Genomic DNA, 25,430 nt, shown 5'->3' with positions numbered 1-25,430 from the left:
CATCGAAACGATTAATGGGCAATTAAAGACCATTTCTCAAATTGAGCACTCGCGCCACCGAAGTATAAAAGGCTTTCTGTTGTGTGTTTTAGGTGGATTGATTGCTTACAGCCTTAAATTGAAAAAGCCATCACTGAAAATTTTCTACTCAGAGAAAGATATTTCAATGATGGCTTAAGCAGAATTCGGGTTAATTTAGCTCTTAATTCTCTTTAATCGTCAGTTTTAGGCCGCTTTTGTTCTCGGTTTTTTGACCGGGGCAGCGACAGCCAGCGCTTCTGGTTCAAACTCATCGACATTAATAGAACGCAGACGGCTTGCTTCAGCGCGTTTTAGAATTGCGGCCTCGTCTGGCGTGATCTTACGTTCTGCAAGCGCCCGTTCTGCCAGTTTATCCAAGCGAGTAAAGCCAAGGCGTTTACCGGCTTCGCGACTCAAACGGGCATGGATCGGTTCTGCGGCAATGATGTCGTGCAGAGCTTCTTCCAATAATCCGTGAGGATTGTACTCGCTTGGTGTCAGATATTGACCTCGGCCAATGCGATCACGGGTAGCCGAAGGTTGTTGTAAGATCTGGGCCAGTTTATGATCCAGATGGTCAGATGGCGCTGAATGTACACGTCCTAGAGGGAAGACGATAACACGCATCAGACCGGCAACCAGGCGATTCGGGAAGTTACTCAGTAAGTTATCTATCGCTTGTTCTGCCTGATATAAGCTATCTTGAACGGCCCACTGAACTAGCGGTAAATCTTCTTTTTGACGACCTTCATCTTCATAGCGTTTCAACGTCGCGGAAGCCAGATAAGTTTGACTCAGAACGTCGCCAAGACGGGCGGAGACACGTTCACGGCGTTTCAGGCTGCCGCCTAATACCCCCATTGCTACATCTGATAATAGCGCAAGGTTGGCACACTGACGGTTTAGTTGTTGATAATAACGGCGTGTTGCATCATTGACCGGTGTGCTGCTGGTGCGGCCATTGGTTAAGCCAAGCCAGAAGCTGCGTAACATGTTGCTAGCAACGTGACCAAGGTGACTGAACAGTGCCTTATCAAAATCTTTAATGCGGTTATTTTCAGCCGCAGCCATTTCATCGAGTACATAAGGATGGCAGCGGATAGCTCCCTGACCGTAGATAATCATGTTACGGGTCAGAATATTGGCGCCTTCAACGGTAATAGCGATAGGTGCGCCCTGATAAGAGCGAGCAAGGAAGTTGGATGGACCAAGGCAAATACCTTTACCACCGGCAATATCCATTGCATCAATAACAGATCTTTGGCCTCTGTGGGTGCAGTGATATTTGACGATAGCGGATAACACCGAGGGTTTTTCACCTAGCATGATACCGGTTGTTGCAAGTGTTGAAGCGGCATCCATCAAATAGGCGTTACCGGCAATGCGTGCCAGTGGTTCTTCAATCCCTTCCATTTTACCAATTGGCATTTTGAATTGGCGGCGGATATAAGAGTATGCGCCAATCGCCATAGCAACACTTTTCAAACCACCGGTTGCATTTGATGGCAGTGTGATGCCGCGGCCGACAGACAGACACTCAACCAGCATACGCCAGCCTTGTCCGGCCATTTTTGGCCCGCCAATAATGTAGTCGATCGGAACAAAGATATCTTTACCGCGAGTTGGGCCATTCTGGAATGGAATGTTCAGTGGGAAGTGGCGATGGCCAATTTCTACCCCTGGTACATTGGTTGGTATTAATGCACAGGTAATGCCCAATTCTTCTGTATCGCCCAATAAATGGTCAGGGTCAGAGAGTTTGAAAGCCAGACCGAGTACGGTAGCAATAGGTGCAAGTGTGATATAACGTTTGTTCCAGGTCAGGCGCATACCCAGAATTTGCTCGCCTTGCCATTCTCCCATACAGACTACGCCTGTATCAGGGATTGATCCGGCATCAGAGCCAGCTTCCGGGCTGGTCAATGCGAAACATGGGATCTCTTCGCCACGGGCAAGCCCAGGCAGGTAGCGGTTCTTCTGCTCTTCGGTGCCATAATGCTGTAACAATTCACCCGGGCCGAGAGAGTTAGGCACACCTACGGTGATTGCCAGAATGCCGGATGTCCCTGCCAATTTTTGCAGGACTCGTGCCTGTGCATAGGCTGAGAATTCCAGACCGCCATACTCTTTTTTAATGATCATGGCAAAGAAGCGGTTTTCTTTCAGGTAACGCCATAACTCAGGCGGCAAATCAGCAAGTTCATGGCTTATCTGGAAATCATTGGTCATACGGCAAGCTTCTTCTACCGGGCCATCCAGAAATGCTTGTTCTTCAGCGGTTAACTGCGGCTTTGGATAGTCATGTAATTTTTTCCAGTCGGGTTTACCGCGGAACAGTTCGCCTTCCCACCAGGTGGTACCTGCATCAAGAGCTTCTTTTTCCGTGCGAGATAGACTTGGCATTACTTTACGGAAGGCTTTTAAGGCCGGAACAGTAAGTAAGGAGTGGCGCATTGGCGCAAAATTCAACGGGAATAGAATAATGGCCATTGGTAACAACATCCAGTAGCTCCATGCATCAATAGCGCCCATCAAGACGGTATAGACAAGGAGCAGTAGGCTGCTAAGACTGAGATTAACTTTGTGATAGCAAAGTATCCCAATCAATACTAAGAATAGAATAATACTCAATGTGGTCATAATAAAAGCTCCTGGTTAATCTCAGGGTCAGGTAAGTCATCAGAGGTCGGACCTGTTAGGGTGTTCTTCTCTTTTTAGACCAGGAAATTGTTTTTAGCAATATCTTTACATCTTAATTACAATGCAGCTCACAAACTCATGGTGATCGGCAGCGGATTAATTCTCCAGAAACGTGATGTTGTCTTCTTTCAATTCTCTTGATCCGGTAAACTGCCATCCGGCACAACATTAAAGATTACCTGACCGAAGTGAGGAGCCTATGTATCAAGACCTGATCCGTAGTGAATTGAACGAAGCCGCGGATACGTTGGCTAAGTTTTTAAGTGACGATGCGAATATTGAAGCAATTCAAGAAGCAGCAGTATTACTGGCTGATTCATTTAAAGCGGGTGGCAAGGTACTGTCCTGCGGTAATGGGGGTTCGCATTGTGATGCGATGCATTTTGCCGAAGAGTTGACAGGCCGTTACCGCGAAAATCGCCCTGGCTATCCAGCGATTGCAATTTCTGATGTCAGCCATCTTTCCTGCGTCAGTAATGATTTTGGGTATGAATTTGTTTTTTCTCGTTATGTGGAAGCCGTTGGCAAAGAGGGAGATGTGTTACTGGGTATTTCCACTTCCGGTAATTCCGGTAATATCATTAAAGCAGTTGAAGCTGCCCGCTTAAAAGGCATGAAAGTTATTACGCTGACAGGCAAGGACGGCGGTAAAATGGCAGGGACTGCTGATGTGGAAATTCGTGTCCCACATTTTGGTTATGCAGATCGTATTCAGGAAATTCATATCAAAGTTATTCATATCCTGATTCAACTTATCGAGAAAGAGATGATTAAAGTTTGATTTCATACCCTATGGATTTCAAGATGGATCGCGGCGGCAAGGGAGCGAATCCCCGGGAGCATAGATAACTCTGTTACCGGGGTGAGTGAGCGCAGCCAACAAAGAGGCAACTTGAAAGATGACGGGTATATAGGCTACAGAGGTGGGCAATGTGTGAATTACTTGGCATGAGTGCAAATGTGCCAACAGATATCTGCTTTAGTTTAGGTGGTCTGATTCAACGGGGGGGCCATACCGGGCCCCATAAGGATGGTTGGGGGATCACATTTTATGAGGGGCGGGGCTGTCGCACATTTAAAGATCATCAACCAAGTTACAATTCGCCCGTTGCTCGCTTCGTACAAGAGTACCCGATTAAATCCAGAGTGGTGGTTTCTCATATCCGGCAGGCTAACCGCGGTAATGTTGCATTGGAAAATACTCATCCTTTCATCCGTGAAATGTGGGGACGCAACTGGACTTATGCCCATAATGGGCAGCTTCGCGGCTATCGGCAGCTTGAAACGGGTCAGTATCGACCCGTTGGGCAAACTGATAGTGAACATGCTTTTTGCTGGATTTTGCATCAACTTTCACAAAAATATCCAAGAACCCCCTCCAACTGGCCTAAGGTTTTTCGTTTTATCGCCTCACTAGCAGACGAACTCAGCAAAAAAGGCGTATTCAATATGTTGCTGTCAGATGGGCGTTTTGTGATGGCATATTGCTCAACCAACCTCTATTGGATTACCCGTCGGGCGCCGTTTGGAAAAGCAAAACTTCTCGATCAAGATGTTGAAATTGACTTTCAACAACATACACAGCCGGATGATGTAGTTTCTGTCATTGTTACTCAACCGTTAACCGGTAATGAAGCCTGGAGTCGTATTGAGCCGGGTTGCTATGCGCTATTTCATCTTGGTGAACGCATATTGTGATTGATGCAGCAAAAGTGGCGATTTGTCAGGTGTAGCATTAACCACATATTGACCGTTAATGACGCTAATGGTTGCCGGTCGATGATTTTTTACAAAATACTCATAGGCCGGTTGTAACTGTAGCCAAAACATATAATAGGAGGATGAACGGTGGCGTAACATATTCTGAGGTGTCATTCTGAATGGATAAATACTGATATTAATTTCATATTGCCCGCGCAATAATGCACTTTCTACATAATCGTAGATTTCATCCATGTAACCATTAGTCATAGCGTAACAACCGACAGATTTACACTCTCCGTGGATCATTAAATAGTTGCCGGAATAACCTCTGAATTTATCGTATTCATTTGGAAACCCCAGATTAATAGATCGGTAATACCGACTATTTGGATTGAGTTGATGGTTTTTTACACGATAAAAGCCTTCTGGACTTTTCAGATCGCCTTCTGTGGTTTTGGGACCAAGGCCGCCAGAGTAATTACAGATGGGGTAGCTTTTAGACAATTGGTAGCTTCCATGACCATTTTTAGTATAAAGCTCCAGTATCCGCTCTTCTTTGAATATCTGGATAAAGACAGGAGAGCCGGTTTGCGCAGGAGAGTTTTGCTTTAATTGAACTAAAGTGTCCTCAGCATAAATAGGAGTAAATGAACTAAATAACAACAATATTATTGCAGGAAAAGCCGCAGTTTTTTTCATGTGACTACCATAATAGCGACGTAACGGACTGACTAAAAATTTAGCTTAAGATTGCCATGAGTCATCGACTTTGTGAATAGAAAATGATGATGATAACTTTATCACTACAAAGCGATTGTTAGGTTAAAATATAATCGGTTGTCGGTAAAGGTGATATAATCATTCGTTTTTTGCGAACTGTTAATGGTTCAGCGCCAAAATTATTCCCGTTTGCTTGAACTAAATCACTTGATTAGTCAGACAGTCTAAGAAGGGAAATGTTAAAATTAACGCCCGGAGATTAAAAGAAAATCGTAACAATTATCGGAGAATTATAACCTGGGCACGATTCGTGACTTAAGGGGTTTTTTATAGAGTGGCTATGTTACCACCAGGTAATCTGTAGCATATGATTTAATTGATAAACTTGTGCAAATCTTATGATTAAAATTAAAAAAGGACTCGACCTCCCGATTGCAGGAGCGCCTGCTCAAGTAATAGAAGACGGTCCGACGATTCGCCATGTAGCATTGCTGGGTGAAGAGTATGTTGGAATGCGTCCTTCTATGTTGGTTAAAGAAGGTGAGCATGTTAAGAAGGGCCAGATTCTTTTTGAAGATAAAAAGAATCCGGGGGTGGTTTTCACCAGTCCCGCCTGTGGGCAGATTGTGGCGATTAATCGTGGTGAACAACGTATTTTGCAGTCAATAGTGATTGAGATAACGGGAGACGAACAGGTTGATTTTGACCGTTATGATCGTTCCCAACTTTCTCAGTTATCCCGAGAACAAGTGGAAAAGAATCTTATCGATTCCGGGTTATGGACTGCACTACGTACCCGTCCTTACAGCCGAAGTCCTGCTCCCGGCTCCTCGCCAAAAGCAATTTTTGTAACCGCTATGGATACCCAGCCTCTGGCTGCAAATCCACAGGTTATTATTGCTACTGAGGAGGAGGCTTTTGTTGATGGTCTGAATGTGCTGACTAAACTGACCGAAGGTAAAGTCCATGTTTGCCATAGTGCAGGAAGCTTGCCGAATGTCGGTAATAATGCACAAATCACTTATAATCAGTTCTCAGGTCCGCATCCTGCGGGATTAGTTGGAACTCACATTCACTTTATTGAACCCGTCAGTGCGACTAAAACGGTATGGCACTTGGGATATCAGGATGTGATTGCTATCGGTAAATTATTCACTACCGGCACACTTCATACTGATCGTGTCATTGCACTGGCCGGTCCACAGGTTGAGAAACCGCGTCTTATACGTACCCGCTTGGGGGCTGATCTGCTTGAGTTAACCCAGGAGCAGCTTAAAGAGGGTGAAAACCGTATTATTTCAGGTTCCGTATTGTGCGGTACTCAGTCGGATGAGGTTCATCGCTATCTTGGTCGTTTCCACACTTTAGTTTCTGTTTTGCGTGAAGGCCGTGAAAAAGAGCTATTTGGCTGGATCATGCCGGGTGCCGATAAATTTTCTATTACCCGTACCACCATTGGCCATTTCCTGAAAAATAAGCGTTTTGCTTTTTCAACGGCAATGAATGGCGGTGAACGTTCTATGGTGCCAATTGGGAACTATGAGCGTGTTATGCCTTTGGATATCATGGCGACGCATCTACTGCGTGATTTGCTGGTGGGTGATACCGATAGTGCTCAGGCACTGGGTTGCCTGGAGTTAGATGAGGAAGACTTGGCACTTTGTACCTATGTCTGTCCTGGCAAATATGAATATGGTCCGGTACTGCGTGAAGTGCTGACTAAGATTGAGCAGGAAGGATGATTTCATGGGCCTGAAAAATTATTTTGAAAAAATTGAGCGCCACTTTGAGCCAGGGGGCAAATTAGAAAAATATTATCCGTTGTATGAAGCGATAACGACGGTTTTCTATACACCAGGTACTGTAACTTCTGGCCGTGCCCATGTCCGTGATGCTATCGATCTAAAGCGTATGATGATCATGGTATGGCTGGCCGTATTCCCGGCAATGTTTTGGGGAATGTATAACGTTGGTCAGCAGGCGATTCCTGCGCTGTATCATTTATACAATGGCGCAGAATTACAACAAATTCTGGCGTCTGACTGGCACTATGGTGTTGCTCAGTTTTTCGGTGCGTCACTGACGCCAGGTGCTAGCTGGTGTAGCGAAATGTTGCTTGGCGCAACTTATTTCCTGCCTATTTACATCGTTGTATTCGTCGTTGGCGGCTTCTGGGAAGTGCTGTTTGCCGTTATCCGTAAACATGAAATTAACGAAGGATTTTTCGTTACTTCGATTTTATTTGCGTTGATTGTTCCGCCAACGATTCCTCTATGGCAGGCGGCGTTGGGTATTACATTCGGTGTTGTCATTGCGAAAGAAGTCTTCGGTGGCACAGGCCGTAACTTCCTGAACCCGGCACTGGCTGGCCGTGCTTTTCTATTCTTTGCTTATCCGGCACAGATTTCAGGTGATTTGGTATGGACTGCGGCTGATGGTTTCTCTGGTGCGACCCCGTTATCTCAATGGGCGGCTGGTGGTAGTCAGGGATTAGTGAATACCGTTACCGGTCAGCCTGTTACTTGGATGGATGCTTTCATTGGTAATATTCCTGGCTCTATCGGTGAAGTGTCTACGTTGATGATTTTCATTGGCGGTGCAATTATTCTGTTTACCCGTATTGCTTCATGGCGCATTGTCGCCGGGGTGATGTTGGGTATGGTTGCAACGTCCTACCTATTTAATGCGATCGGTTCAGCTACTAACCCATTGTTTGCTATGCCGTGGTATTGGCATATGGTTCTGGGTGGTTTCGCTTTTGGCATGATCTTTATGGCAACAGATCCGGTATCCGCTTCATTTACCGATAAAGGTAAATGGTGGTACGGCATTCTGATTGGTGTGATGTGTGTTCTGATCAGGGTTGTTAACCCGGCATATCCAGAAGGTATGATGCTGGCGATTCTGTTCGCAAACCTGTTTGCGCCATTGTTTGATTATCTGGTCGTGCAAGCCAATATTAAGCGGAGAAAAGCCCGTGGCTAATGATAAACCCAAAAATAATGACAGCATCGGCAGAACATTTATCGTTGTTTTTGTGCTATGCCTCGTTTGTTCAATTGTGGTAGCAGGTTCTGCGGTAGGGTTGAAATCTCAGCAACAGGAACAAAAATTGCTGGATAAACAGCGTAATATCCTCGATGTTGCTGGATTACTCAAACCCCAGATGAGTGCTGATGAAGTTAATAAAACGTTCAAAAGTCGGATTAAAACCGAGTTATTGAATCTGGAAACGGCAACGCTTGAAAGCAGCCAGGGCAAGTTTAACCTGAACGATGCACTGCGCAGTGATAATACCAGTATTGCATTACCGCCTGAAAAGGATTTGGCGAAAATTCGCCGTCGCGCCAATATGGCCGAGGTCTATCTGGTGAAGAATGAACAGGGTAAAACTCGCGAAATTGTTCTGCCTATTTATGGTTCTGGCCTGTGGTCTGTTATGTATGCTTTTATCTCCGTTGATGTGGACGGCAAAACGGCTCGCGGCATCACTTATTATTCACATGGCGAAACTCCGGGATTGGGGGGAGAAGTGGATAACCCGCAATGGCGTAAAAAGTGGATAGGTAAAAAACTGTATAACGATGAAGGCAATCCGGCGATCAAAATTGTTCGTGGCGGTGCTGCTGTCGATGATCCTTATGGAGTTGATGGTTTGTCTGGTGCGACTCTCACCTCTGCCGGTGTCCAGAATATGTTTAATTTCTGGTTAGGGGATAACGGTTTTGGTCCGTTCCTGAAAAAAGTACGCGAAGGAGCGTTGAAAGATGGCTGATAGTAAAGAAATAAAACGAGTCCTTCTTGGGCCACTCTTGGATAACAACCCGATTGCCTTGCAGGTTCTGGGGATTTGCTCAGCATTGGCGGTAACAACCAAGTTAGAAACGGCGTTGGTAATGACAATAGCGGTAACATTGGTTACTGCCTTTTCCAGCTTTTTTATCTCGTTGATCCGTCATTACATTCCTGGCAGTGTGCGAATCATTGTACAGATGGCGATTATTGCATCGCTGGTTATCGTAGTAGATCAGATTTTGCAGGCTTATGCTTATGAGATTTCCAAGCAGTTGTCTGTATTTGTTGGCCTTATCATTACTAACTGTATCGTAATGGGACGTGCGGAAGCCTATGCGATGAAATCTCCACCTATTGAGAGCTTTATGGATGGTATCGGTAATGGTTTAGGTTACGGGGTTATTCTGGTACTGGTTGGTTTCCTGCGTGAGTTGTTTGGTTCCGGCAAACTGTTTGGGATTACCGTGATGGAATCGGTACAGAATGGGGGTTGGTATCAGCCTAACGGTCTGTTCCTGTTGGCGCCTAGCGCGTTTTTCATTATTGGTATGCTGATTTGGGGTCTGAGGACTTTGAAACCGGCGCAGGTTGATAAGGAGTAACTGACAACATGGAACATTTCATAAGCCTGTTTGTCCGCGCCGTCTTTATTGAGAATATGGCGTTGGCTTTCTTCCTCGGTATGTGCACTTTTTTGGCAGTATCGAAAAATGTCACAACAGCGTTTGGTTTGGGTATTGCCGTCACGGTGGTTTTAGGGATCTCTGTTCCTGCTAATAACCTGGTATATAACTTGGTATTGCGTGACGGAGCATTGGTTGAAGGGGTTGATCTCAGCTTCTTAAACTTTATTACGTTTATTGGCGTGATTGCTGCGTTAGTGCAGATTCTCGAAATGATCCTCGATCGTTATTTCCCTTCACTCTATAACGCGCTCGGTATTTTTTTGCCGCTGATTACAGTTAACTGTGCGATTTTTGGTGGTGTCTCTTTCATGGCGCAGCGTGACTATAACTTTTCTGAATCCATCGTGTATGGTTTTGGTTCAGGTATAGGCTGGATGTTGGCAATTGTTCTGCTGGCTTCTATCCGTGAAAAAATGAAATATGCTGATGTTCCGGCAGGTCTGAAAGGATTGGGGATCACCTTTGTCACTACGGGTTTGATGGCATTGGGTTTTATGTCCTTCTCTGGTGTGCAGTTATAAAGGCGAGAAGCGTTCATGGATATAATAATTTTAGGCGTAGTGATGTTTACCCTCATTGTGTTGGTACTGACGGCGCTGATTTTGTTCGCAAAATCAAAGTTAGTTAACACTGGGGATATTAGGGTTGAAGTTAATGGCGATCCGGAAAAGAGCTTTACTGCTCCTGCCGGTGATAAATTGCTAAATATGTTGTCAAGCCAGGGGATTTTTGTCTCTTCCGCTTGTGGCGGTGGCGGCTCTTGTGGTCAGTGTCGCGTAAAGATTAAAGATGGCGGTGGCGACATTCTGCCGACAGAACTTTCACACATTAGTAAGCGTGAAGCGAAAGAGGGTTGTCGTCTGGCTTGTCAGGTCAATGTAAAACAGGACCTGAAAATTAAGTTACCAGAAGAGATATTCGGTGTTAAGAAATGGGAATGTGAAGTTATCTCTAATGATAACAAAGCAACTTTCATTAAAGAGCTGAAATTGAAGATCCCTGATGGGGAAATTGTGCCTTTCCGTGCAGGTGGTTATATACAGATTGAAGCTCAGCCGCATATTGCTCGTTACGCGGATTATGATGTGCCGGAAGAATACCGTGAAGACTGGGATAAATTTAATTTGTTCCGTTTTGTTTCTGAGGTAAAAGAGCCAACAGTTCGTGCGTACTCAATGGCAAACTACCCGGAAGAACACGGTATTATCATGCTTAACGTTCGTATTGCGACGCCGCCGCCAAGAGATTCGGAAGCGCCGCCGGGAATTATGTCTTCTTATATTTGGTCACTGAAACCCGGTGATAAAGTGACTATTTCTGGTCCATTCGGTGAATTTTTCGCGAAAGATACTGATGCGGAAATGATCTTCATTGGTGGTGGCGCAGGTATGGCGCCAATGCGTTCTCATATCTTTGACCAGCTTAAGCGATTGAATTCCAAACGTAAGATTAGTTTCTGGTATGGCGCCCGTTCTAAACGTGAAATGTTCTATACAGAGGATTTCGATCAACTGGCGGCGGAAAATGAAAACTTTACCTGGAATGTAGCCCTATCTGATGCGCTGCCTGAAGACAACTGGGATGGTTACACCGGCTTTATCCATAATGTTCTGTATGAGAATTATTTGAGGGATCATCCGGCTCCTGAAGATTGTGAGTTCTACATGTGTGGGCCTCCGGTTATGAATGCCGCGGTGATCAAGATGTTGAAAGATCTCGGTGTTGAAGATGAAAACATTATGTTGGATGATTTCGGTGGTTGATCGGCCATAAATAGTTTGATTTTAATGACCGGCACCCCAGCGCCCACAAATTTGTGGGCGCTAACAATTCGGAAAGAGTAATTAACTGTGCGTAAAAAGATAAGTAGCTGGATAGCGTTAATATTTGCAGTACTGCTGCTGGCGGCATGCGATGGTCTGGAGCAGAAAAATATTCGTGGGCAAACAATGGGGACTTACTATTCCATTAAACTTGTCACGGGTTCGTCGGCTCCTTCGCCAGAAGCTTTGCAAAAAGAGATTGATCGTTTGCTGGAGGAGGTTAACGATCAGATGTCGACATATCGCCCTGATTCCGAATTAAGTCGTTTTAATCAAAGCCGACAAATTGATCGGCCATTCCCGGTATCAGCCGCGACAGCCAAAGTGGTTAAAGAAGCGATCTACATTAATAAATTGACTGATGGCGCATTAGATGTGACGGTTGGTCCATTGGTTAATTTATGGGGGTTTGGTCCTGAGGGACACGTGACGAAAGCACCTTCTGCAAGTGAACTGGAAAAGCGTCGTGAATGGACTGGGATTGATAAACTGGTGGTAGAAGGTAATAACCTGATTAAAACTGTTCCAGAGTTGTATATCGATTTATCATCTATCGCTAAAGGTTATGGCGTAGATGTTGTGGCTGAATATCTGGAATCGCAGAATATCAAAGACTATATGGTTGATATTGGGGGTGAAGTCCGTACATCAGGTCATAATGGTAAAGATCTGCCGTGGCGGATTGCGATTGAAAAGCCATCGGACACTGGCATGGAACAAAATGCGCAGGAAGTGATAATGCCTGGGAATATGTCGATAGCGACTTCTGGTGATTACCGTAATTACTTTGAACAAGATGGTGTGCGCTATTCACATACGATTGATCCAAAAACGGGAAACCCTATTTCTCATAATTTAGTCTCTATTACGGTAATTGCCCCAGCTTGTATGAGTGCTGATGGCCTTTCTACTGGGCTGAATGTTTTAGGGCCGGAAAAAGGGATGGAAGTTGCAGAAAATCTGAGTATCCCGGTTTTTATGATCATAAAAACGAAAAATGGTTTTGAAGAGCGTTACAGTAAAGCCTTTGAGCCATACCTACAGAAAAATCAATGAGAAGGGGAAAGAAGTGCTGAAAATATTTATTGCAGCTTTCGTCTTTTTCCTGCTGGCTTTTGCGGGAATGTCGTTAGGCTATATGATTAAACGTAAGAGCATACAAGGGAGCTGTGGCGGTTTAAGCAGTATTGGCGTGGAAAAAGTATGTGATTGCCCGGAACCTTGTGATGCTCGTAAGAGGCGTATGGCTCGTGAGGCTGCGCGGCAGGTCCAATTAGAGAAACATCGGATTATCTGAATTTAACAAATCTGCGGAATTCTGCTTCCTGAATGCTAATTGAGAGTAAAGTGAACTTTTAGAAAGATTTCACATAGTTTGAGATAAAGTAAATAAAAAGTAGAGATGCTAGTTTGATAAAACCCCCTTCACATTAAGCGGCTTACTGTGAAGGGGGTTTTTCTAATACATATTTCGTTAATATGATCACTGAAGGTTTTAAGATAAAGTGCACTTATTAGTCTAATCTGCCAAATTCAGGTTATTTAATTGCACCTTTTGAAAACTATTTAATCGACAGAAGACCCTTTACATTATGCGAGGTGTTATTTTTAAATAAGAAATTAAATTTCCAATTTAAAATGAAAAATATAAAAAGATTTTAAAATTATAATATAGGTTAATGATGATTTAATATGTATTATTACATATGATTTTATATTTATTATCAAATAATTTTCTATTCAATATTACCAAGATTAAAATAAATATTTTTATAACTTCATAATTTTGACAAGCTTTATAAAAGCGATACACTTAAGGTGAAATTTATAAAGTATACAAGTTATAAAACTATTAAAGGAGAAAATTTTATGTTTAAGAAATTATTAGCTATTGGGGTATTAGCGACAGGTATTACATTAGCTGGAGGAATTGGGGTTGCATCGGCAAGCGTATATATTCCTTGGGACAATTGTTATAGTTCGGGTATATCCCATAACAATGGTCTATATACTCAATATATTGCTAAAGATAATGGCAATTTCCCTAATATATATGATTGGGCTGGAGTTAGATGGTATCTTAAAGGTTATAAATATTTAGATTATTGTGGAAAATATATCGCTTTATATGAAGGTAGAGGGTTATAGAATTTTACCTAAAAACCTCAATAATCTGAGCCAAATATTATAAAAATTTGGCTCATTATATTATGTTCGATACTTCTCCCTGCGAGGAAGTTAGTTTATTGAGAAAAATATATGTCAAAGTTTCCCCAGTTATGAAGAAATTAAATACAATAATGTTAATCACATAGTTTAATATCTTTTACATAAGTATTCGGTGACATCCAGGATATTCTTTCACATACCAAATAATTCTCACTTTTTAATTTATAATCCAAATAAAAAGATAATGGGAAACTTAAAAAAATGAAATAATAGCTATAAACCCAAAACAGTTAATAAAATTATCGTGATATTTTGGTCAGCGGCATGTTATATTAAAGAAAATAAGAAAAATCATAAAATACGAAAGCAGAGGAAAAGAAAAGGATATTATAAAAACAGGACCTGAATATATTATTTTATCTTCCATTTTAATTAAGGAAAATAAATTTCTCCGGCAGAAAGGAAAGTAAATAACGTTAAAATAAGAAAAGCAAAAGAACCGATAATATGTATAATCTTTTTTTATTTACCATAATTACCTCAGTTATGAAGAAATTAAATACAATAATATTAATCACATAGCTTAATATCTTTTACATAGGTATTAGGTGACGCCCAAGATATTCTTTTACATACCAAATAATTCTCACTTTTTAATTTATAATCCACATAAAAAGATAGAGGAAAACTTAAAATAAATGAAGAAAAAGCTATTGCGGCTGAATATTTAACATAGGTATCATGATGCTTAGGATAACGACCAGTTATGTTAACAAGAATAGATAAAATCATAAAATATGAAATAAAAGGGAAAGAGAAAAATATTATAAAAACATGACCTGAGAATGTTATTTTATCCTCCATTTTAACTAATGAAATTAAATTTTCCCCAGCCAAAAAGAAACCTGATAGCGCTAAAATAAAAATAGCAATGGCACAGATTATTGGTGTGATATTTTTCTTGTTTTTCATAATTACTCCAGTTGTGAGAGAATTAAGCTCAATAGTATTAATCACATAGCTTAATGTTTTTCACATAGGTATTAGGCGACCTCCAGGATATTTTTTCACATATTAAATAATTCTCACTTTTTAATTTATAATCCACATAAAAAGATAGGGGAAAACTTAAAAAGAATGAAACAAAGGCTATCACCCCAAAACAGTTAATAAAACTATCGTGATGTTTTGGCCAGCGATTTTTTATATTAAGGAAAATAACAGAAACTATAAAGTATGAAAGGAAAGGAAAAGCAAAAAATAGCATAAAAACAGGGCCTGAGAATATTATTTTATCTTCCATTTTAACTAAGGAAATTAAATTTTCTCCGCTAGAAAAAAAAGTAAATAACGTTAGAATAATAAAAGAAAAAGCTCCTATAATATGCAAAATCTTTTTTTTATTTACCATAATTCCCCCAGTTATGAAGAAATTGATTGAAATTAGCTTCTGGCGTTCTTGGTTTTCTTTCTATTTCTTTTTTGATTAAATTAATCACAGTTTCACTAATTTTGAAATTTTTATCTATAGAATCAAGTATAGATGTCGTTGCAATACCTACTAAAAGCACAATACCAGCCACAACAATTACGCTAGCACCAGTAGCAAATGCAGTTGCTGCAAAAGTCCCAATAACCCAAGAAGCAAAAGCTGCCACTGCCGCCTTAGCCAGATCTACTGAAATATTTCCTAAGAAATCAGCCAGTGTGTATTCATCCTTAAAGATGTATTCAACAGCCCGATAAGCTGAGGAGAATAAGATATTGAATTTAATTCCTTTAACTATGCCACTATTTATTCCCTGTTGCCCTATCCCCATAGAGATCATCTTCATGTTAGAAGCACTGTATCTTGAAGCGTTGATGATTTTTCTAAGCCCCGCATGACCTGAGATTTTAATATATCTTTGCCCATTTTTACCAATATACTCTGTGGCTTTAATCCCTAATTTTTTAAATTCTCCTACTACATTTATAAAGTCAAAAGCATCACGTATATTACCTGCATAGGGTGATATAGGATCGGTAATCGAAAACACTTCCTTTATAAATGGGCTTTTTGGTTTTGGCGAATCAATCTCCTCTAAAACATCTTTCGCTTCCTCTAAGGATAGCAACGCGATATACGTTGTATTCTCGTTTAACTGTTTCTCAAGACCAATAGCATCAAAGAACTGATGCTGAGGTTTCAAATGATTAATCCCAGCGTTACCTCTTAGAAAATCCCCCATATAGCCTTCCCAAGAGGGGCTGTGTCTTTTATATGTCATCGTGAAATTTCCTTTAATATTCTTAAAATCAAAAGTCGTCACATCGGTATTTAACGGACGGAGTTTTAGATTTGAGTATAACATCGTTGTGTAAAAAGAAGCCATATCGGTTACATAATAGCAAAAAGTTAGATAAGCGCAACGCATCAGCCATTATATTCCTACTAAAATAATCCCTGATAAAATGGCGCCATAGACTTAAGCTTTTTAAAGATTCAGGTTTTTATAATGCTTAAAACTGAGTAATAGAACAAAGCCCCACACCCAAATCTGATTTAACCTGAAAAAATGGGAATAAATATAAGTGTGAAAATGATAAAAACAAAGATACTTTAAATTCTGTTATCCCAACCATCCTCAATAAACGAAACTATTAACTAAAACAGGTAAACAAAAGCTTCTATGCTTTAGGAAAAAAACTCAGTATTAAAACTATTCACCTTTTTATTTGTCCTTTTTCCAAGGAGAAATGTCTGTTTTTTTAAGTTTAATCATCATAGTTTTATCTTCATAAATCAGTGAGTAAATAGTCTGATGATATAAAGATAGCCTTTTATGTTCTTTCAGATAATCCTTCCTTTTTTGGGATTTAAATCTTGCTAAATTAATAGTTTTACTATTTTTTTTCAGAGTTTTCTTTGTAAAATAACAGCGAGAAAATACTTTAATATTAACCTATTTAGATTATGTTTTTTATTGCTGATTTATTTTCAATTCTCATTTGATGTTTAATAGTTTTCTATTAAATGCGATTTACTATTTGTCTGAAAAGTGAATTTATTAATTTAAATCGGTCTTTTATATAAAGTTTTAATCTCTTTATATTATTGCTTTTAAATTTTCAGGTCGGTTAGATAAAAGCATTAAACTTGCCAGAAAATAAAACCGTTTTCAGTCACGTTGTCTCTTTTTAAAATCTGGTATTAATGGAGCGCCTCTGGCAATGCCCGGTTTGTCATGTCGAACATGACCGCGGTATCAATGCGGCGATCAACATCCAGAGCAAGGGCACAACAGTATTACAGGCGGCGGGGCTCGTTGTTTCTGCCCTCGGAGGCCAGCGTAAATCCGTCATAAAGACGGTTGCGGCCTGAGAAGTGGGAAGCCTCGCCATTTTTTACGGCAGGGAGCAGTCACCATTTAGTTTTTTCCTATTTTCGCTGCTAAGACAACTAGAAATTGGGTTTTGAAAATACTTTTTATATACCCTTACTCAGTCTTCAAAGACTAAAAACACAAGCATTATTACGTTTACTCTGTATCGGCTTACTTGCTAAACTCTTGGAAGTATGCGGGTGAATTTTAGGCAAGTAAAAGATAGGAATACCAACGTGGCAAGCGCAGAGCAACTCAAGGCACTTATCAAATCGTACATCAGTCGCGATGATAGCCATTTTTATTCAGTTGCTATGCAAGTTGCTGCGCACGAAGCCAAACAAGGACACGGTAGATTGGCAGAGGATCTGCTAAATTTACTGGACAAAGCGAAAGCAAAACTCGCTAATGATAAGACAGGTAAATTAGTTCCATTAGCAAGTGCCGCTAAAAATCGTACTGATCTTGGTAACTTACTTAGTATAAGCCACCCTGCTTATCGTCTATCTGATGTAGTACTGGATGAATCTGCCAATATGCAGCTTCAACGATTGATAAAAGAACAACGGATGATGTCTCGCATTAAAGAGCATGGCTTGTCACCCAGGCGAAAAGTATTGCTTATTGGCCCACCGGGAACAGGAAAAACTATGACGGCATCGGCTCTCGCTGGTGAGTTAGGTATTCCCTTGTTCCAAGTTCGTTTTGATGCCTTAATTACAAAATTCATGGGAGAAACAGCGTCTAAACTTCGGCAAGTGTTTGATGCAATCGCTGATATTCGCGGCGTTTATTTCTTTGATGAATTTGATGTTATTGGTTCCCAACGTAGTCTTGCTAACGATGTTGGTGAAATTCGTCGAGTACTGAACAGTTTTCTTCAAATGATTGAGCAAGATACCTCAAATAGTATAATCATTGCTGCAACAAATCATCCTGAAATATTGGATTATGCACTGTTCAGGCGTTTTGATGATGTCATCGAATATCATTTACCTACTTTAGAACAAGCATTGAACTTGATTAAGTTTCGCTTAGGCTCTTTTATACCTAAGCCTTTCCGTAAAAAAAATGGATTAGAAAAGCATGTATTAGGTTTAAGTTATGCTGAAATTTGCAGAGCGGTAGATGAATCGATAAAAGATGCAATTATGAGCGACCGCATTCAAGTTGATCCCGCGCTTCTAAAACAGGCTTTAGAAGAACGTCGTTTAATCAGTAGTAAACTATTAATTAACGAAAAAAATAAATTAAACCATGACGGAAATAACGCACGATAAAAGGCTACATCTAACTCTTCCAAAAACGTCTACTTCCCAACTATATACAGCTCACTCCTCTGGCGGAGGTTCATCGCAAGATCTTCCAGAGCGGGAGCGTAGAGAGCACGGTCAAGCTCTAAATGAACAATTACAGCAGTTAAAAGCCATTGCAGTCAAATCGCAAGATCAGCAAGCCCGGTTAGACTTCAGAAGTGGTATTGGTTTACAGGTTGAGTTTGTTGGTCAGCCCGACGTAGCCCTTGCGTTTGAAAGTCTTAGCAGCGAAAAAGGAAAGAACAAAGACAGGCATATTGAAGTACTTAGCATTCACGAAGAAGAAGCAATTATCTCTGCCAACGTATTTATTCCTGACGGTAAAATTGAGCACTTCGAAAATTATGTTCAGGATTATTTGAAAAAAAAGCGCCGAGCCGATGGTCAAGCTGCCGATCACAAAGCATTAATAAACACTATTTCTTCGATACGGCTTGCCGGAATAAGGTCATTATGGACCGATGATCTTGATCTTCTTCCTACTGATTTAATGAAGTGTTTTGGTGGGAGGTTTGGCTCCCAGTCAGAGGCAACAGAGATGCCGTTGTTGCAGATTTTCGTAAGTTAAGCCATTTCGCTGAATGTCATGTTAGTGAACATCAGATTTATTTTCCTGAACGAACTATTACATGGATGTTTTGCTCTCAAAGACAATTTTCCCGTGCAGAATTGATTCTAAACTGCGTAGCAGAATTAAGACGAGCAAAAGACACCGCAGAATTCTTTGTCGGTTCTTCAATCACGGAGCAACGGCTTTGGTCTGATGATGCGCTTGAACGCTTACAAGCTCCAGCGGAAGACGATAATGTACCCTATGTTTGTTTACTCGATTCAGGAGTAAACCGCGGGCATCCAATGCTTGCTCCTGTATTACATCAGCAAGATGTGCATACGGTTAATGACGCTTGGGGTATACATGATACGGCTAATCACGGTACTGGGTTAGCCGGTATTGCTGTTTATGGCGACCTGTTTGAGACATTAACGTCCGATACCATAATTGATATTCGTCATCGTCTTGAGTCAGTAAAACTCACGCCAAGTCAGGGCGCTAACGCAGGAGATGCGAAACAGCATGCTTACTTGTTTAGCGCTGCTGTAACCCGCCCCGAAATTTTATTTGGTCAACGAAGACGCGTTTTCAGCTCTGCCGTTACTGCTACTGACTATCGTGATTTTGGTCGTCCTTCTGCTTGGTCATCTATAGTCGACTCCCTTGCTGCTGATGTGATGTCAGGTAACGCATTTCCTCGTCTTTTTGTACTTTCGGCTGGAAACATATGTGATAGAGAGCACTGGGCAACATATCCTGACAGCCTTTCATTAAACCAAATCCATGACCCGGGGCAAGCTTGGAATGCAATTACCGTAGGTGCATTTACTAATAAAATAGACATCAGCGAAGATGATGTTGATGACTTTTCTCCTGTCGCCGACCAAGGGGCATTAAGTCCTTTTACAACGACATCTATTCAATGGGACAAGGTTTGGCCGTACAAACCAGACGTCGTATTCGAAGGTGGAAATGCGGCATCAAACACAGAAATTGCCGATAACTTTGCAAGCTTAGAGTTACTGACTACAAACGCCTCTCCACAATATCGCCTTTTCTGGACAACAAACGCGACCAGCGCGGCTTCTGCCCTTTGCGCTCGTATGGCAGCGCAATTGATGGTTCAATATCCCTCTTTACGCCCGGAAACAATTCGTGCGCTGATTACTCATTCTGCACAATGGACATCAGCGATGTTGGAGATGTACCCAGTACGTACAAAAAAAAGTTATACATCGCTTGTCCGTCACTGTGGTTGGGGTGCACCCAATATTGAAAGAGTACTATGGAGCGTAAAAAACAGCTTAACGCTTATTGCAGAGGACAGACTGCAACCCTATCGAAAAACTAATCAGGGAATTAAAACATGCGATCTAAACTTACATGCCTTGCCTTGGCCGCAAGAACAACTACAGGCGTTGCAAAATACAGAGGTTGAAATGCGTGTAACGCTCTCTTACTTCATTGAACCAAATCCATCAGAACGTGGGGCAGCCTCGAAGTATCATTATCCATCACATCGCCTTCGGTTTGCCGTGAAACGACAAACAGAGTCGTTGGACGAATTTACCATCAGAATCAATGCGGCTGCCGATTCGGATGATAATGACAATGGGGCCACAGGCAACGATGATAATTGGCTATTGGGAGCAACACAGAGACACAAAGGCTCATTACATCAAGATATTTGGCGAGGAACCGCAGCAGAACTGGCAAACTGCGGGTATTTGGCGGTCTATCCTGCACAGGGGTGGTGGAGAACGCGAAGAGCGCTTGGGCGTTATGATTCCGTGGCAAATTATAGCCTTATCATTTCTATCCATGCGCCGCAAACAGATGTAGATCTGTATGCAGCTATACAAAATATGGTCGAGAATCAAATACAGAACCCTATTGAGATATCAACTTAGTTTATTGATTTTTTATATATACCCTATGGATTTCAAGATGGATCGCGACGGCAAGGGAGCGAATCCCCGAGAGCATAGAGAACTATGTTACCGGGGTGAGTGCAGCCAACAAAGAAGCAACTTGAAAGATGACGGGTATAAGTATTATCAGTTTAAAATTCACTATTTAAATTGGTTGAATAGGAGGCATTTTACAACGACCATATGATGGTTTGAAAAGTAAAATGCCTTATCATGCTCTTATTAAAGAAATAAGAGTTTAAAAATATTCTGTCAGATGAAGTTAGGAATTTCACATTTGAGATATTCTTTTATCTTTGATTTCAGATTTAGCACTTTTAATCAGAGTAGGTGGCATATGTATATTTTGCTGACTTATTTGTTGCTTAATATGTTGCATCACATAGGCGGCATCCTGATCGATCCCGAGAAAACGTCCGGAACCCCATGTATATAACCACGGCAAACCAATAAATGTGACATCCGGATCGATAGTAATACCACGGTTATGTTTGGGATAACCATTGGTTTGAAAAATATCTAAATCAATCCATGAATAATCCGGTCTAAAACCAATACACCAAATCACTGATGTGATATTTTCTTTTACTAAGTCAATGTGTGTGATTTCCTGCTCAGGCTGCCAAACAGGTTGATATACCGATGCAGGTTCGTCGGTTGCAATATTGTTTTTCTCTAAGTACTCATCGATCGAGGCATTAATGCGATTATAAGTAACATCGGCAAGGTCTAGGTTTTCCGATAAATCTGGTTTAAACCAGAATTGACCCTCTTTAAAGTCATCAAAATGTCCGAACAGTTGCATACCTTCTAAGGCAAATTTACGCAGGTCAATATCACGCCCGCCGTCACGCCCTGTGACATAGTGGTTGGTACTGTTGCGTACTTCTTCACTATAACGATGATGTTTGACAGTCGTTTCGTAATAACCCATATCAAACAGCCATTTCACTACATCTTTGCCGCGATAAAAGCGAGCGCAACGTGGGGCATTGCCTGTCGATAAATAGACTTTTTTGCCTGCCAGATGTAGATCTTCGGCAATCTGTGCACCGGATTGTCCTGATCCAACCACCAGCACCGCACCTTTAGGTAGTTGATCTACATTTAAATATTCTTCCGAATGCATCACTTTCACATGTTTAGGCAAGGTATCGCTTAATTTTGGATAAATCGGGGTGTGATATCCGCCTGCTGCAATGACAAGTTGTTTGGCTGTGGTTGTACCGTGATTGGTCTCAATGACAAACTCATGTGCCGTCACTTTTTTCACGTGTTTTACCTGAATATTTAAAATGGCGGGAGGATTAATTTTTTCAATAAATTCGTCAAGATAGGCCACAATTTCAGGCTTTGTCATAAAGCCGTCAGGATCTTTCCCCTGATAAGGATGTTCAGGCAGTAGACACTGCCAGTTCGGTGTCACTAGGGTAAAATTATCCCAACGTTTATGGCGCCAGCTATGGGTTAACTCGGATTCTTTTTCCAATATCACATGGTCAATGCCTGCTTTTTGCAAATAGTGACTGATACATAAACCAGCCTGACCGCCACCAATAATCACTACATCATAATTTGGCTGTAACATTTGATTTTGGATACTTAACATGGAATATCCCTCTCATTGATTCTTGATTTCAATAACTTCAATGTGATCTTCTGGATTTAACCCGAAGAATTTGGCTTGGCGTTTGATCATCGCCAGATTGTCCACGGCCGAACTACAGAAAAAGCCATAACGTGCCCGTACCCTTTCGGATGCGGCATGCAGACCATTTTCAACCTGATGCAAGAACTGCATACTTGGGTAACGCTGACCAATGGACAGATATTCATAAATCACCGTTGAGGGGGAGTAATATTGAATCAGCTCCCCATTCGGCCATTTCACAGTAAAATTCACACTGGGCATAATATCGACTCCTGCTGACTTTTAGGTTTAATCTGTACGGATTGAGCCTGTAACTTTTTTAACGCGTCGGCATAACAAAAACCGGTAAATATTTGGCGGTTGAAATCCCAAAATATGCCGTGCTGCTTTTGTTGTTGCACAGTAACCACACCACTGATATTGGTTTCACCAATCACTGCGCAGGCAATGCCTTGACGGTGAAATAGCTCGATAATTTCTTCACATTCATTTGTATCGGCCATCAGTAAAAAACCAAAACTGGGGAAGATTTGTAGCCATTTAAACCAGTCCACATTCTCAGGTTTAGGAATGGTATCTAAGTTGATCTGCGCTCCCGATGCCGTGGCTTCAAGCAGCATCAATAAACTGCCTAAAATACCGGCATTGCTAATATCACGGGCGGCATGAGCTAGATTTTCCTCCGCCAATTGCGGCAACAAGGCAATTTGTGACTGTAAAATGCGGTCAGACATTTGTTCAAAGCATTTCCAATAAGTGGTATTGGGGTGGAATTGTCCTTTCAGATTTAAAGCGATCAGAATTTTTTGTTGTGGTTTGACATGCAACACCGAGAGCAGTTTTCGCGCTATGCCTTGAATCGCAACGGATAAAGTAGGCTGATAAACTACCCCAATATTGGTATGTCCACCGACCAATAGCACACCATAAGCTTTACAAGCATCCTGCATGCCTTGCATTAACAATTGGGCATGTTCGCTACTGGTATGCCAAAAACTGTTCACCACCGACAATGCCCGACCACCCATTGCGGCAATATCACTAATATTCGCCATGACCGCTGACCATCCGGCAAAATAAGGATGATTGGTAACGAAACTGGGTAACATGCCTTCACAGGCGTGCAATACATATTGACCATTTAGCGGCACTGCCGCGGTGTCATCTCCGGGATAGGCATATAAGCTATCCAATGAATCCACATGGCAAGTTGTGTTAATTGAAACATTGTGAGCAATCGCCTGCTTAGACTGCATAGCAGGTGTATATTTTAACATTTCGAGTAGTTGATTGAGTTTCATCATTGCGTCTCCTTCTGCATATAGGTTTGCATCGGGACATGCGGTAATGGATAGTTTTCAATCTGTGCTTGCATTAGCACATGTGGAATGTTGGCGATGGTCAACTGACGTAAACTATCCCAACACAACCGTTGGAAATAGTGTTCATTTTGACTTTGCACGGTGGCTAAAAAAGTACGGCATCCCAAGTTCTTGGCGGTCGATACCGCGGTATTGATTAACGCTTTACCAATGATATGGCGACGTCGATATAAAGGTTCTACGCATAAACGCCCGCCATACCACGTCTGTTCGCCATCTGGGAAAATCCGTACTGCGCCAATTACTCGATCATGCACACCAAACATTTTCTCAATGGCAACAATGCCTAGTGCTTTAACATCGTATTCGTCGCGATCTTCTTGCAAGATTTTCTGTTCATCGCGAAAGGTCATTTCACGCAAACGATAATATTGGCGACGCTCCCAATCTTCCGACACAATTTTGATGGCAATGTCATCGCTAACAAATTGTTTCAGCCCTTCATTTTGTTCAAGCAGCCAAGGATAGTGAGAAAGTTCCATATCACATTCTCCTTATTCATACGCTTTCAGCGAAGAGCAAGCGCCGCATTTGGCACAGCCGGCCTGAGTATTTTCCGAGTTCAAACCATGTTGTTTGAGTTGCTGGCCAATTTTCGGATAGAGCGACTGCATAAAAGCTTGATCAGGTTTAGGGTGATGCTCTAATGGCGTGCCTCGAATCGGTACAAACGGTACCACAAATGGATATACCCCAATTTCAGTCAGTTTGGCGGTCATCTCCACGATTTCCAGTTCGGTATCGCCCAAACCTGCCAAAATGTAGGTACTGACTTGTCCTCGACCGAACACCGCAACGGCTGCCTCAAATGCCGCAAAATATTTTTCCAATGATACTTCGGCCTTACCCGGCATAATTTTCTGCCGTACACGTTCGCTTACCGCCTCAAGGTGCATGCCAATCGATACCGCTCCTGCATCTTTTAAACGTTGAAACCAGACAAAATCATTAGGTGGTTCGCACTGTACCTGTATTGGCAAATCGACTTGCGCCTTAATCGCTTTAACTGAGTCATATAAAATTTTAGCGCCACGATCTCCCGTGTTTGGCGTACCGGTGGTGATCACCATTTGCTTGACGCCATCCAGCTCAACGGCGGCTTTCGCTACCTCAGCCAATTGTTCCGGGCGTTTACGGATCAAGGTTCGACCCTCTTTTAAAGACTGATCAATCGAGCAAAATTGGCAGGCAGTTGTTTTATCTTTCATACGAATGCAATGCTGTAACACCGTTGTCGCCAGCACATCACGGCTATGTAAGGTCGCAATTTGTTCGTAAGCAATGCCTTCGGCGGTTTTTAAATCGTAAAAACGTGGTCGTGCAGGCGCAGTTAAGGTCGCCACAGGAATCCGGTTTTTAAAGACAATTACCTTGTCAGAGTGCGGCTCAGGCTTTGCGGTATAGGGAGAATCTTGTGCTGCAAGGTTCAGCACAGGAATCATCATGGTCTGCCCGTCAAGGCTCAGCGCTTTATGATCGCTTGGCCCTGCGCCGCCTTTACGGGACAAGCCAAAATTGCCTTCCCATTTCAGACCATTACATTGCAAATCGGTTAATAATTGCAAATTGGTTAATCGTTGTGTTGCAGACATCTTTAACCCCCTATCGATTGGG

General features: G+C 41.9%; 26 protein-coding genes and 1 pseudogene. 16 read left to right on the top strand and 11 right to left on the bottom strand.

What is annotated here, in order from left to right; all coding sequences use genetic code 11:
* The coding region (locus EAE90_RS17525; RefSeq protein ID WP_281422327.1) for a transposase at positions 1-178 on the top strand (178 nt) is incomplete at its 5' end.
* Positions 179-225: 47 nt separating this feature from the next.
* Here EAE90_RS17525 and fadE read toward each other — a convergent pair.
* Positions 226-2,661, bottom strand: a complete 2,436-nt coding sequence (gene fadE / locus EAE90_RS17520) for an acyl-CoA dehydrogenase FadE (protein ID WP_214054548.1) — start codon at positions 2,659-2,661, stop codon at positions 226-228.
* A gap of 259 nt (positions 2,662-2,920) precedes the next feature.
* Here fadE and lpcA point away from each other — a divergent pair, with 259 nt between their 5' ends.
* The gene (gene lpcA / locus EAE90_RS17515) at positions 2,921-3,502 is read left to right on the top strand and encodes a D-sedoheptulose 7-phosphate isomerase (protein WP_214054547.1); all 582 of its coding nucleotides are present in this window, start codon (positions 2,921-2,923) and stop codon (positions 3,500-3,502) included.
* 149 nt (positions 3,503-3,651) lie between these two features.
* The gene (locus tag EAE90_RS17510; RefSeq protein ID WP_214054546.1) at positions 3,652-4,419 is read left to right on the top strand and encodes a class II glutamine amidotransferase; all 768 of its coding nucleotides are present in this window, start codon (positions 3,652-3,654) and stop codon (positions 4,417-4,419) included.
* Here the strand turns inward: EAE90_RS17510 and EAE90_RS17505 are convergent.
* A complete protein-coding gene (locus EAE90_RS17505) occupies positions 4,390-5,124 on the bottom strand; it encodes a L,D-transpeptidase family protein (RefSeq protein WP_214054545.1) in 735 nt (244 codons plus the stop codon). The genes EAE90_RS17510 and EAE90_RS17505 overlap by 30 nt on opposite strands.
* 419 nt (positions 5,125-5,543) lie before the next feature.
* On the opposite strand from EAE90_RS17505, the gene EAE90_RS17500 reads away from it, so the two are divergent.
* From EAE90_RS17500 to EAE90_RS17460, 9 genes are all read left to right on the top strand, one after another.
* Positions 5,544-6,887 (top strand): Na(+)-translocating NADH-quinone reductase subunit A, encoded by a 1,344-nt coding sequence (locus EAE90_RS17500; protein WP_214054544.1) that lies wholly within the window; start codon positions 5,544-5,546, stop codon positions 6,885-6,887.
* Between the two features lie 4 nt (positions 6,888-6,891).
* Positions 6,892-8,130, top strand: coding sequence for an NADH:ubiquinone reductase (Na(+)-transporting) subunit B (locus tag EAE90_RS17495; protein ID WP_214054543.1), 1,239 nt, complete (start codon positions 6,892-6,894; stop codon positions 8,128-8,130).
* Positions 8,123-8,920 carry a Na(+)-translocating NADH-quinone reductase subunit C gene (locus EAE90_RS17490; RefSeq protein ID WP_214054542.1) on the top strand — a complete coding sequence of 266 codons (798 nt, stop codon included), beginning with the start codon at positions 8,123-8,125 and terminating at the stop codon, positions 8,918-8,920. Before EAE90_RS17495 ends, EAE90_RS17490 begins: the two co-directional genes overlap by 8 nt.
* A complete protein-coding gene (locus EAE90_RS17485; RefSeq protein ID WP_214054541.1) occupies positions 8,913-9,542 on the top strand; it encodes an NADH:ubiquinone reductase (Na(+)-transporting) subunit D in 630 nt (209 codons plus the stop codon). Before EAE90_RS17490 ends, EAE90_RS17485 begins: the two co-directional genes overlap by 8 nt.
* An 8-nt stretch (positions 9,543-9,550) precedes the next feature.
* Positions 9,551-10,147 carry an NADH:ubiquinone reductase (Na(+)-transporting) subunit E gene (nqrE, locus tag EAE90_RS17480; RefSeq protein ID WP_011145527.1) on the top strand — a complete coding sequence of 199 codons (597 nt, stop codon included), beginning with the start codon at positions 9,551-9,553 and terminating at the stop codon, positions 10,145-10,147.
* Between the two features lie 15 nt (positions 10,148-10,162).
* Complete coding sequence (gene nqrF / locus EAE90_RS17475; protein ID WP_214054540.1) at positions 10,163-11,389, top strand: NADH:ubiquinone reductase (Na(+)-transporting) subunit F; 1,227 nt, start codon at positions 10,163-10,165, stop codon at positions 11,387-11,389.
* An 87-nt stretch (positions 11,390-11,476) separates the two neighbouring features.
* On the top strand, positions 11,477-12,505 hold the full coding sequence (locus tag EAE90_RS17470; RefSeq protein ID WP_036776863.1) for an FAD:protein FMN transferase: 1,029 nt from the start codon (positions 11,477-11,479) through the stop codon (positions 12,503-12,505).
* A 13-nt stretch (positions 12,506-12,518) separates the two neighbouring features.
* Positions 12,519-12,746, top strand: coding sequence for a (Na+)-NQR maturation NqrM (gene nqrM, locus EAE90_RS17465; RefSeq protein ID WP_214054539.1), 228 nt, complete (start codon positions 12,519-12,521; stop codon positions 12,744-12,746).
* A gap of 572 nt (positions 12,747-13,318) precedes the next feature.
* Complete coding sequence (locus tag EAE90_RS17460; protein ID WP_214054538.1) at positions 13,319-13,597, top strand: LCI fold-containing protein; 279 nt, start codon at positions 13,319-13,321, stop codon at positions 13,595-13,597.
* Positions 13,598-13,752: 155 nt separating this feature from the next.
* Here the strand turns inward: EAE90_RS17460 and EAE90_RS24730 are convergent, their stop codons facing one another.
* From EAE90_RS24730 to EAE90_RS17440, 4 genes are all read right to left on the bottom strand, one after another.
* Positions 13,753-13,851, bottom strand: coding sequence for a DUF1240 domain-containing protein (locus EAE90_RS24730; RefSeq protein ID WP_422616002.1), 99 nt, complete (start codon positions 13,849-13,851; stop codon positions 13,753-13,755).
* Between the two features lie 337 nt (positions 13,852-14,188).
* The gene (locus EAE90_RS17450) at positions 14,189-14,590 is read right to left on the bottom strand and encodes a DUF1240 domain-containing protein (protein WP_214054537.1); all 402 of its coding nucleotides are present in this window, start codon (positions 14,588-14,590) and stop codon (positions 14,189-14,191) included.
* Positions 14,591-14,627: 37 nt separating this feature from the next.
* The gene (locus EAE90_RS17445; RefSeq protein ID WP_214054536.1) at positions 14,628-15,029 is read right to left on the bottom strand and encodes a DUF1240 domain-containing protein; all 402 of its coding nucleotides are present in this window, start codon (positions 15,027-15,029) and stop codon (positions 14,628-14,630) included.
* Positions 15,019-15,888: a hypothetical protein gene (locus EAE90_RS17440; protein ID WP_214054535.1), complete on the bottom strand. Its 870-nt coding sequence runs from the start codon at positions 15,886-15,888 to the stop codon at positions 15,019-15,021. Before EAE90_RS17440 ends, EAE90_RS17445 begins: the two co-directional genes overlap by 11 nt.
* A gap of 923 nt (positions 15,889-16,811) precedes the next feature.
* Between EAE90_RS17440 and EAE90_RS17435 the strand changes: the two are divergent.
* From EAE90_RS17435 to EAE90_RS23925, 4 genes and pseudogenes are all read left to right on the top strand, one after another.
* Positions 16,812-16,982 (top strand): annotated as a pseudogene (locus tag EAE90_RS17435) (zinc ribbon domain-containing protein); the annotation flags it as partial.
* A gap of 237 nt (positions 16,983-17,219) precedes the next feature.
* Positions 17,220-18,263, top strand: coding sequence for an AAA family ATPase (locus tag EAE90_RS23935; RefSeq protein ID WP_214054533.1), 1,044 nt, complete (start codon positions 17,220-17,222; stop codon positions 18,261-18,263).
* On the top strand, positions 18,241-18,867 hold the full coding sequence (locus tag EAE90_RS23930; protein WP_246550874.1) for a hypothetical protein: 627 nt from the start codon (positions 18,241-18,243) through the stop codon (positions 18,865-18,867). The genes EAE90_RS23935 and EAE90_RS23930 overlap by 23 nt, the downstream gene beginning before the upstream one ends.
* Positions 18,795-20,762 (top strand): S8 family peptidase, encoded by a 1,968-nt coding sequence (locus EAE90_RS23925; RefSeq protein ID WP_339921722.1) that lies wholly within the window; start codon positions 18,795-18,797, stop codon positions 20,760-20,762. Before EAE90_RS23930 ends, EAE90_RS23925 begins: the two co-directional genes overlap by 73 nt.
* A 292-nt stretch (positions 20,763-21,054) precedes the next feature.
* On the opposite strand, the gene EAE90_RS17420 is transcribed toward EAE90_RS23925, so the two are convergent.
* The 5 genes from EAE90_RS17420 to EAE90_RS17400 are packed head-to-tail and all read right to left on the bottom strand — an operon-like array spanning position 21,055 to position 25,408.
* On the bottom strand, positions 21,055-22,392 hold the full coding sequence (locus EAE90_RS17420; protein ID WP_214054532.1) for an MSMEG_0569 family flavin-dependent oxidoreductase: 1,338 nt from the start codon (positions 22,390-22,392) through the stop codon (positions 21,055-21,057).
* Between the two features lie 12 nt (positions 22,393-22,404).
* Positions 22,405-22,695, bottom strand: a complete 291-nt coding sequence (locus EAE90_RS17415; protein WP_214054531.1) for an MSMEG_0570 family nitrogen starvation response protein — start codon at positions 22,693-22,695, stop codon at positions 22,405-22,407.
* Positions 22,683-23,738: a sll0787 family AIR synthase-like protein gene (locus EAE90_RS17410; protein WP_214054530.1), complete on the bottom strand. Its 1,056-nt coding sequence runs from the start codon at positions 23,736-23,738 to the stop codon at positions 22,683-22,685. Before EAE90_RS17410 ends, EAE90_RS17415 begins: the two co-directional genes overlap by 13 nt.
* Positions 23,735-24,298: an MSMEG_0567/Sll0786 family nitrogen starvation N-acetyltransferase gene (locus EAE90_RS17405; protein WP_214054529.1), complete on the bottom strand. Its 564-nt coding sequence runs from the start codon at positions 24,296-24,298 to the stop codon at positions 23,735-23,737. Before EAE90_RS17405 ends, EAE90_RS17410 begins: the two co-directional genes overlap by 4 nt.
* A 12-nt stretch (positions 24,299-24,310) precedes the next feature.
* A complete protein-coding gene (locus tag EAE90_RS17400; protein WP_214054528.1) occupies positions 24,311-25,408 on the bottom strand; it encodes an MSMEG_0568 family radical SAM protein in 1,098 nt (365 codons plus the stop codon).
* Between the last annotated feature and the right edge of the window lie 22 nt (positions 25,409-25,430).

The organism is Photorhabdus caribbeanensis, from assembly GCF_018448885.1.
Lineage (GTDB): Bacteria > Pseudomonadota > Gammaproteobacteria > Enterobacterales > Enterobacteriaceae > Photorhabdus > Photorhabdus caribbeanensis.
Note: the sequence above shows the minus strand (reverse complement) of the source record. Positions and strands in the feature narration are given on the sequence as shown.

Excerpts from the sequence above, each read along its gene's own strand:
- fadE (WP_214054548.1), bottom strand. The coding sequence starts at position 2,661 with ATGACCACATTGAGTATTATTCTATTCTTAGTATTGATTGGGATACTT.
- lpcA (WP_214054547.1), top strand. The coding sequence starts at position 2,921 with ATGTATCAAGACCTGATCCGTAGTGAATTGAACGAAGCCGCGGATACG.
- EAE90_RS17510 (WP_214054546.1), top strand. The coding sequence starts at position 3,652 with ATGTGTGAATTACTTGGCATGAGTGCAAATGTGCCAACAGATATCTGC.
- EAE90_RS17505 (WP_214054545.1), bottom strand. The coding sequence starts at position 5,124 with ATGAAAAAAACTGCGGCTTTTCCTGCAATAATATTGTTGTTATTTAGT.
- EAE90_RS17500 (WP_214054544.1), top strand. The coding sequence starts at position 5,544 with ATGATTAAAATTAAAAAAGGACTCGACCTCCCGATTGCAGGAGCGCCT.
- EAE90_RS17495 (WP_214054543.1), top strand. The coding sequence starts at position 6,892 with ATGGGCCTGAAAAATTATTTTGAAAAAATTGAGCGCCACTTTGAGCCA.
- EAE90_RS17485 (WP_214054541.1), top strand. The coding sequence starts at position 8,913 with ATGGCTGATAGTAAAGAAATAAAACGAGTCCTTCTTGGGCCACTCTTG.
- nqrE (WP_011145527.1), top strand. The coding sequence starts at position 9,551 with ATGGAACATTTCATAAGCCTGTTTGTCCGCGCCGTCTTTATTGAGAAT.
- nqrF (WP_214054540.1), top strand. The coding sequence starts at position 10,163 with ATGGATATAATAATTTTAGGCGTAGTGATGTTTACCCTCATTGTGTTG.
- EAE90_RS17460 (WP_214054538.1), top strand. The coding sequence starts at position 13,319 with ATGTTTAAGAAATTATTAGCTATTGGGGTATTAGCGACAGGTATTACA.
- EAE90_RS17450 (WP_214054537.1), bottom strand. The coding sequence starts at position 14,590 with ATGAAAAACAAGAAAAATATCACACCAATAATCTGTGCCATTGCTATT.
- EAE90_RS17445 (WP_214054536.1), bottom strand. The coding sequence starts at position 15,029 with ATGGTAAATAAAAAAAAGATTTTGCATATTATAGGAGCTTTTTCTTTT.
- EAE90_RS17440 (WP_214054535.1), bottom strand. The coding sequence starts at position 15,888 with ATGACATATAAAAGACACAGCCCCTCTTGGGAAGGCTATATGGGGGAT.
- EAE90_RS23930 (WP_246550874.1), top strand. The coding sequence starts at position 18,241 with ATGACGGAAATAACGCACGATAAAAGGCTACATCTAACTCTTCCAAAA.
- EAE90_RS17420 (WP_214054532.1), bottom strand. The coding sequence starts at position 22,392 with ATGTTAAGTATCCAAAATCAAATGTTACAGCCAAATTATGATGTAGTG.
- EAE90_RS17415 (WP_214054531.1), bottom strand. The coding sequence starts at position 22,695 with ATGCCCAGTGTGAATTTTACTGTGAAATGGCCGAATGGGGAGCTGATT.
- EAE90_RS17410 (WP_214054530.1), bottom strand. The coding sequence starts at position 23,738 with ATGATGAAACTCAATCAACTACTCGAAATGTTAAAATATACACCTGCT.
- EAE90_RS17405 (WP_214054529.1), bottom strand. The coding sequence starts at position 24,298 with ATGGAACTTTCTCACTATCCTTGGCTGCTTGAACAAAATGAAGGGCTG.
- EAE90_RS17400 (WP_214054528.1), bottom strand. The coding sequence starts at position 25,408 with ATGTCTGCAACACAACGATTAACCAATTTGCAATTATTAACCGATTTG.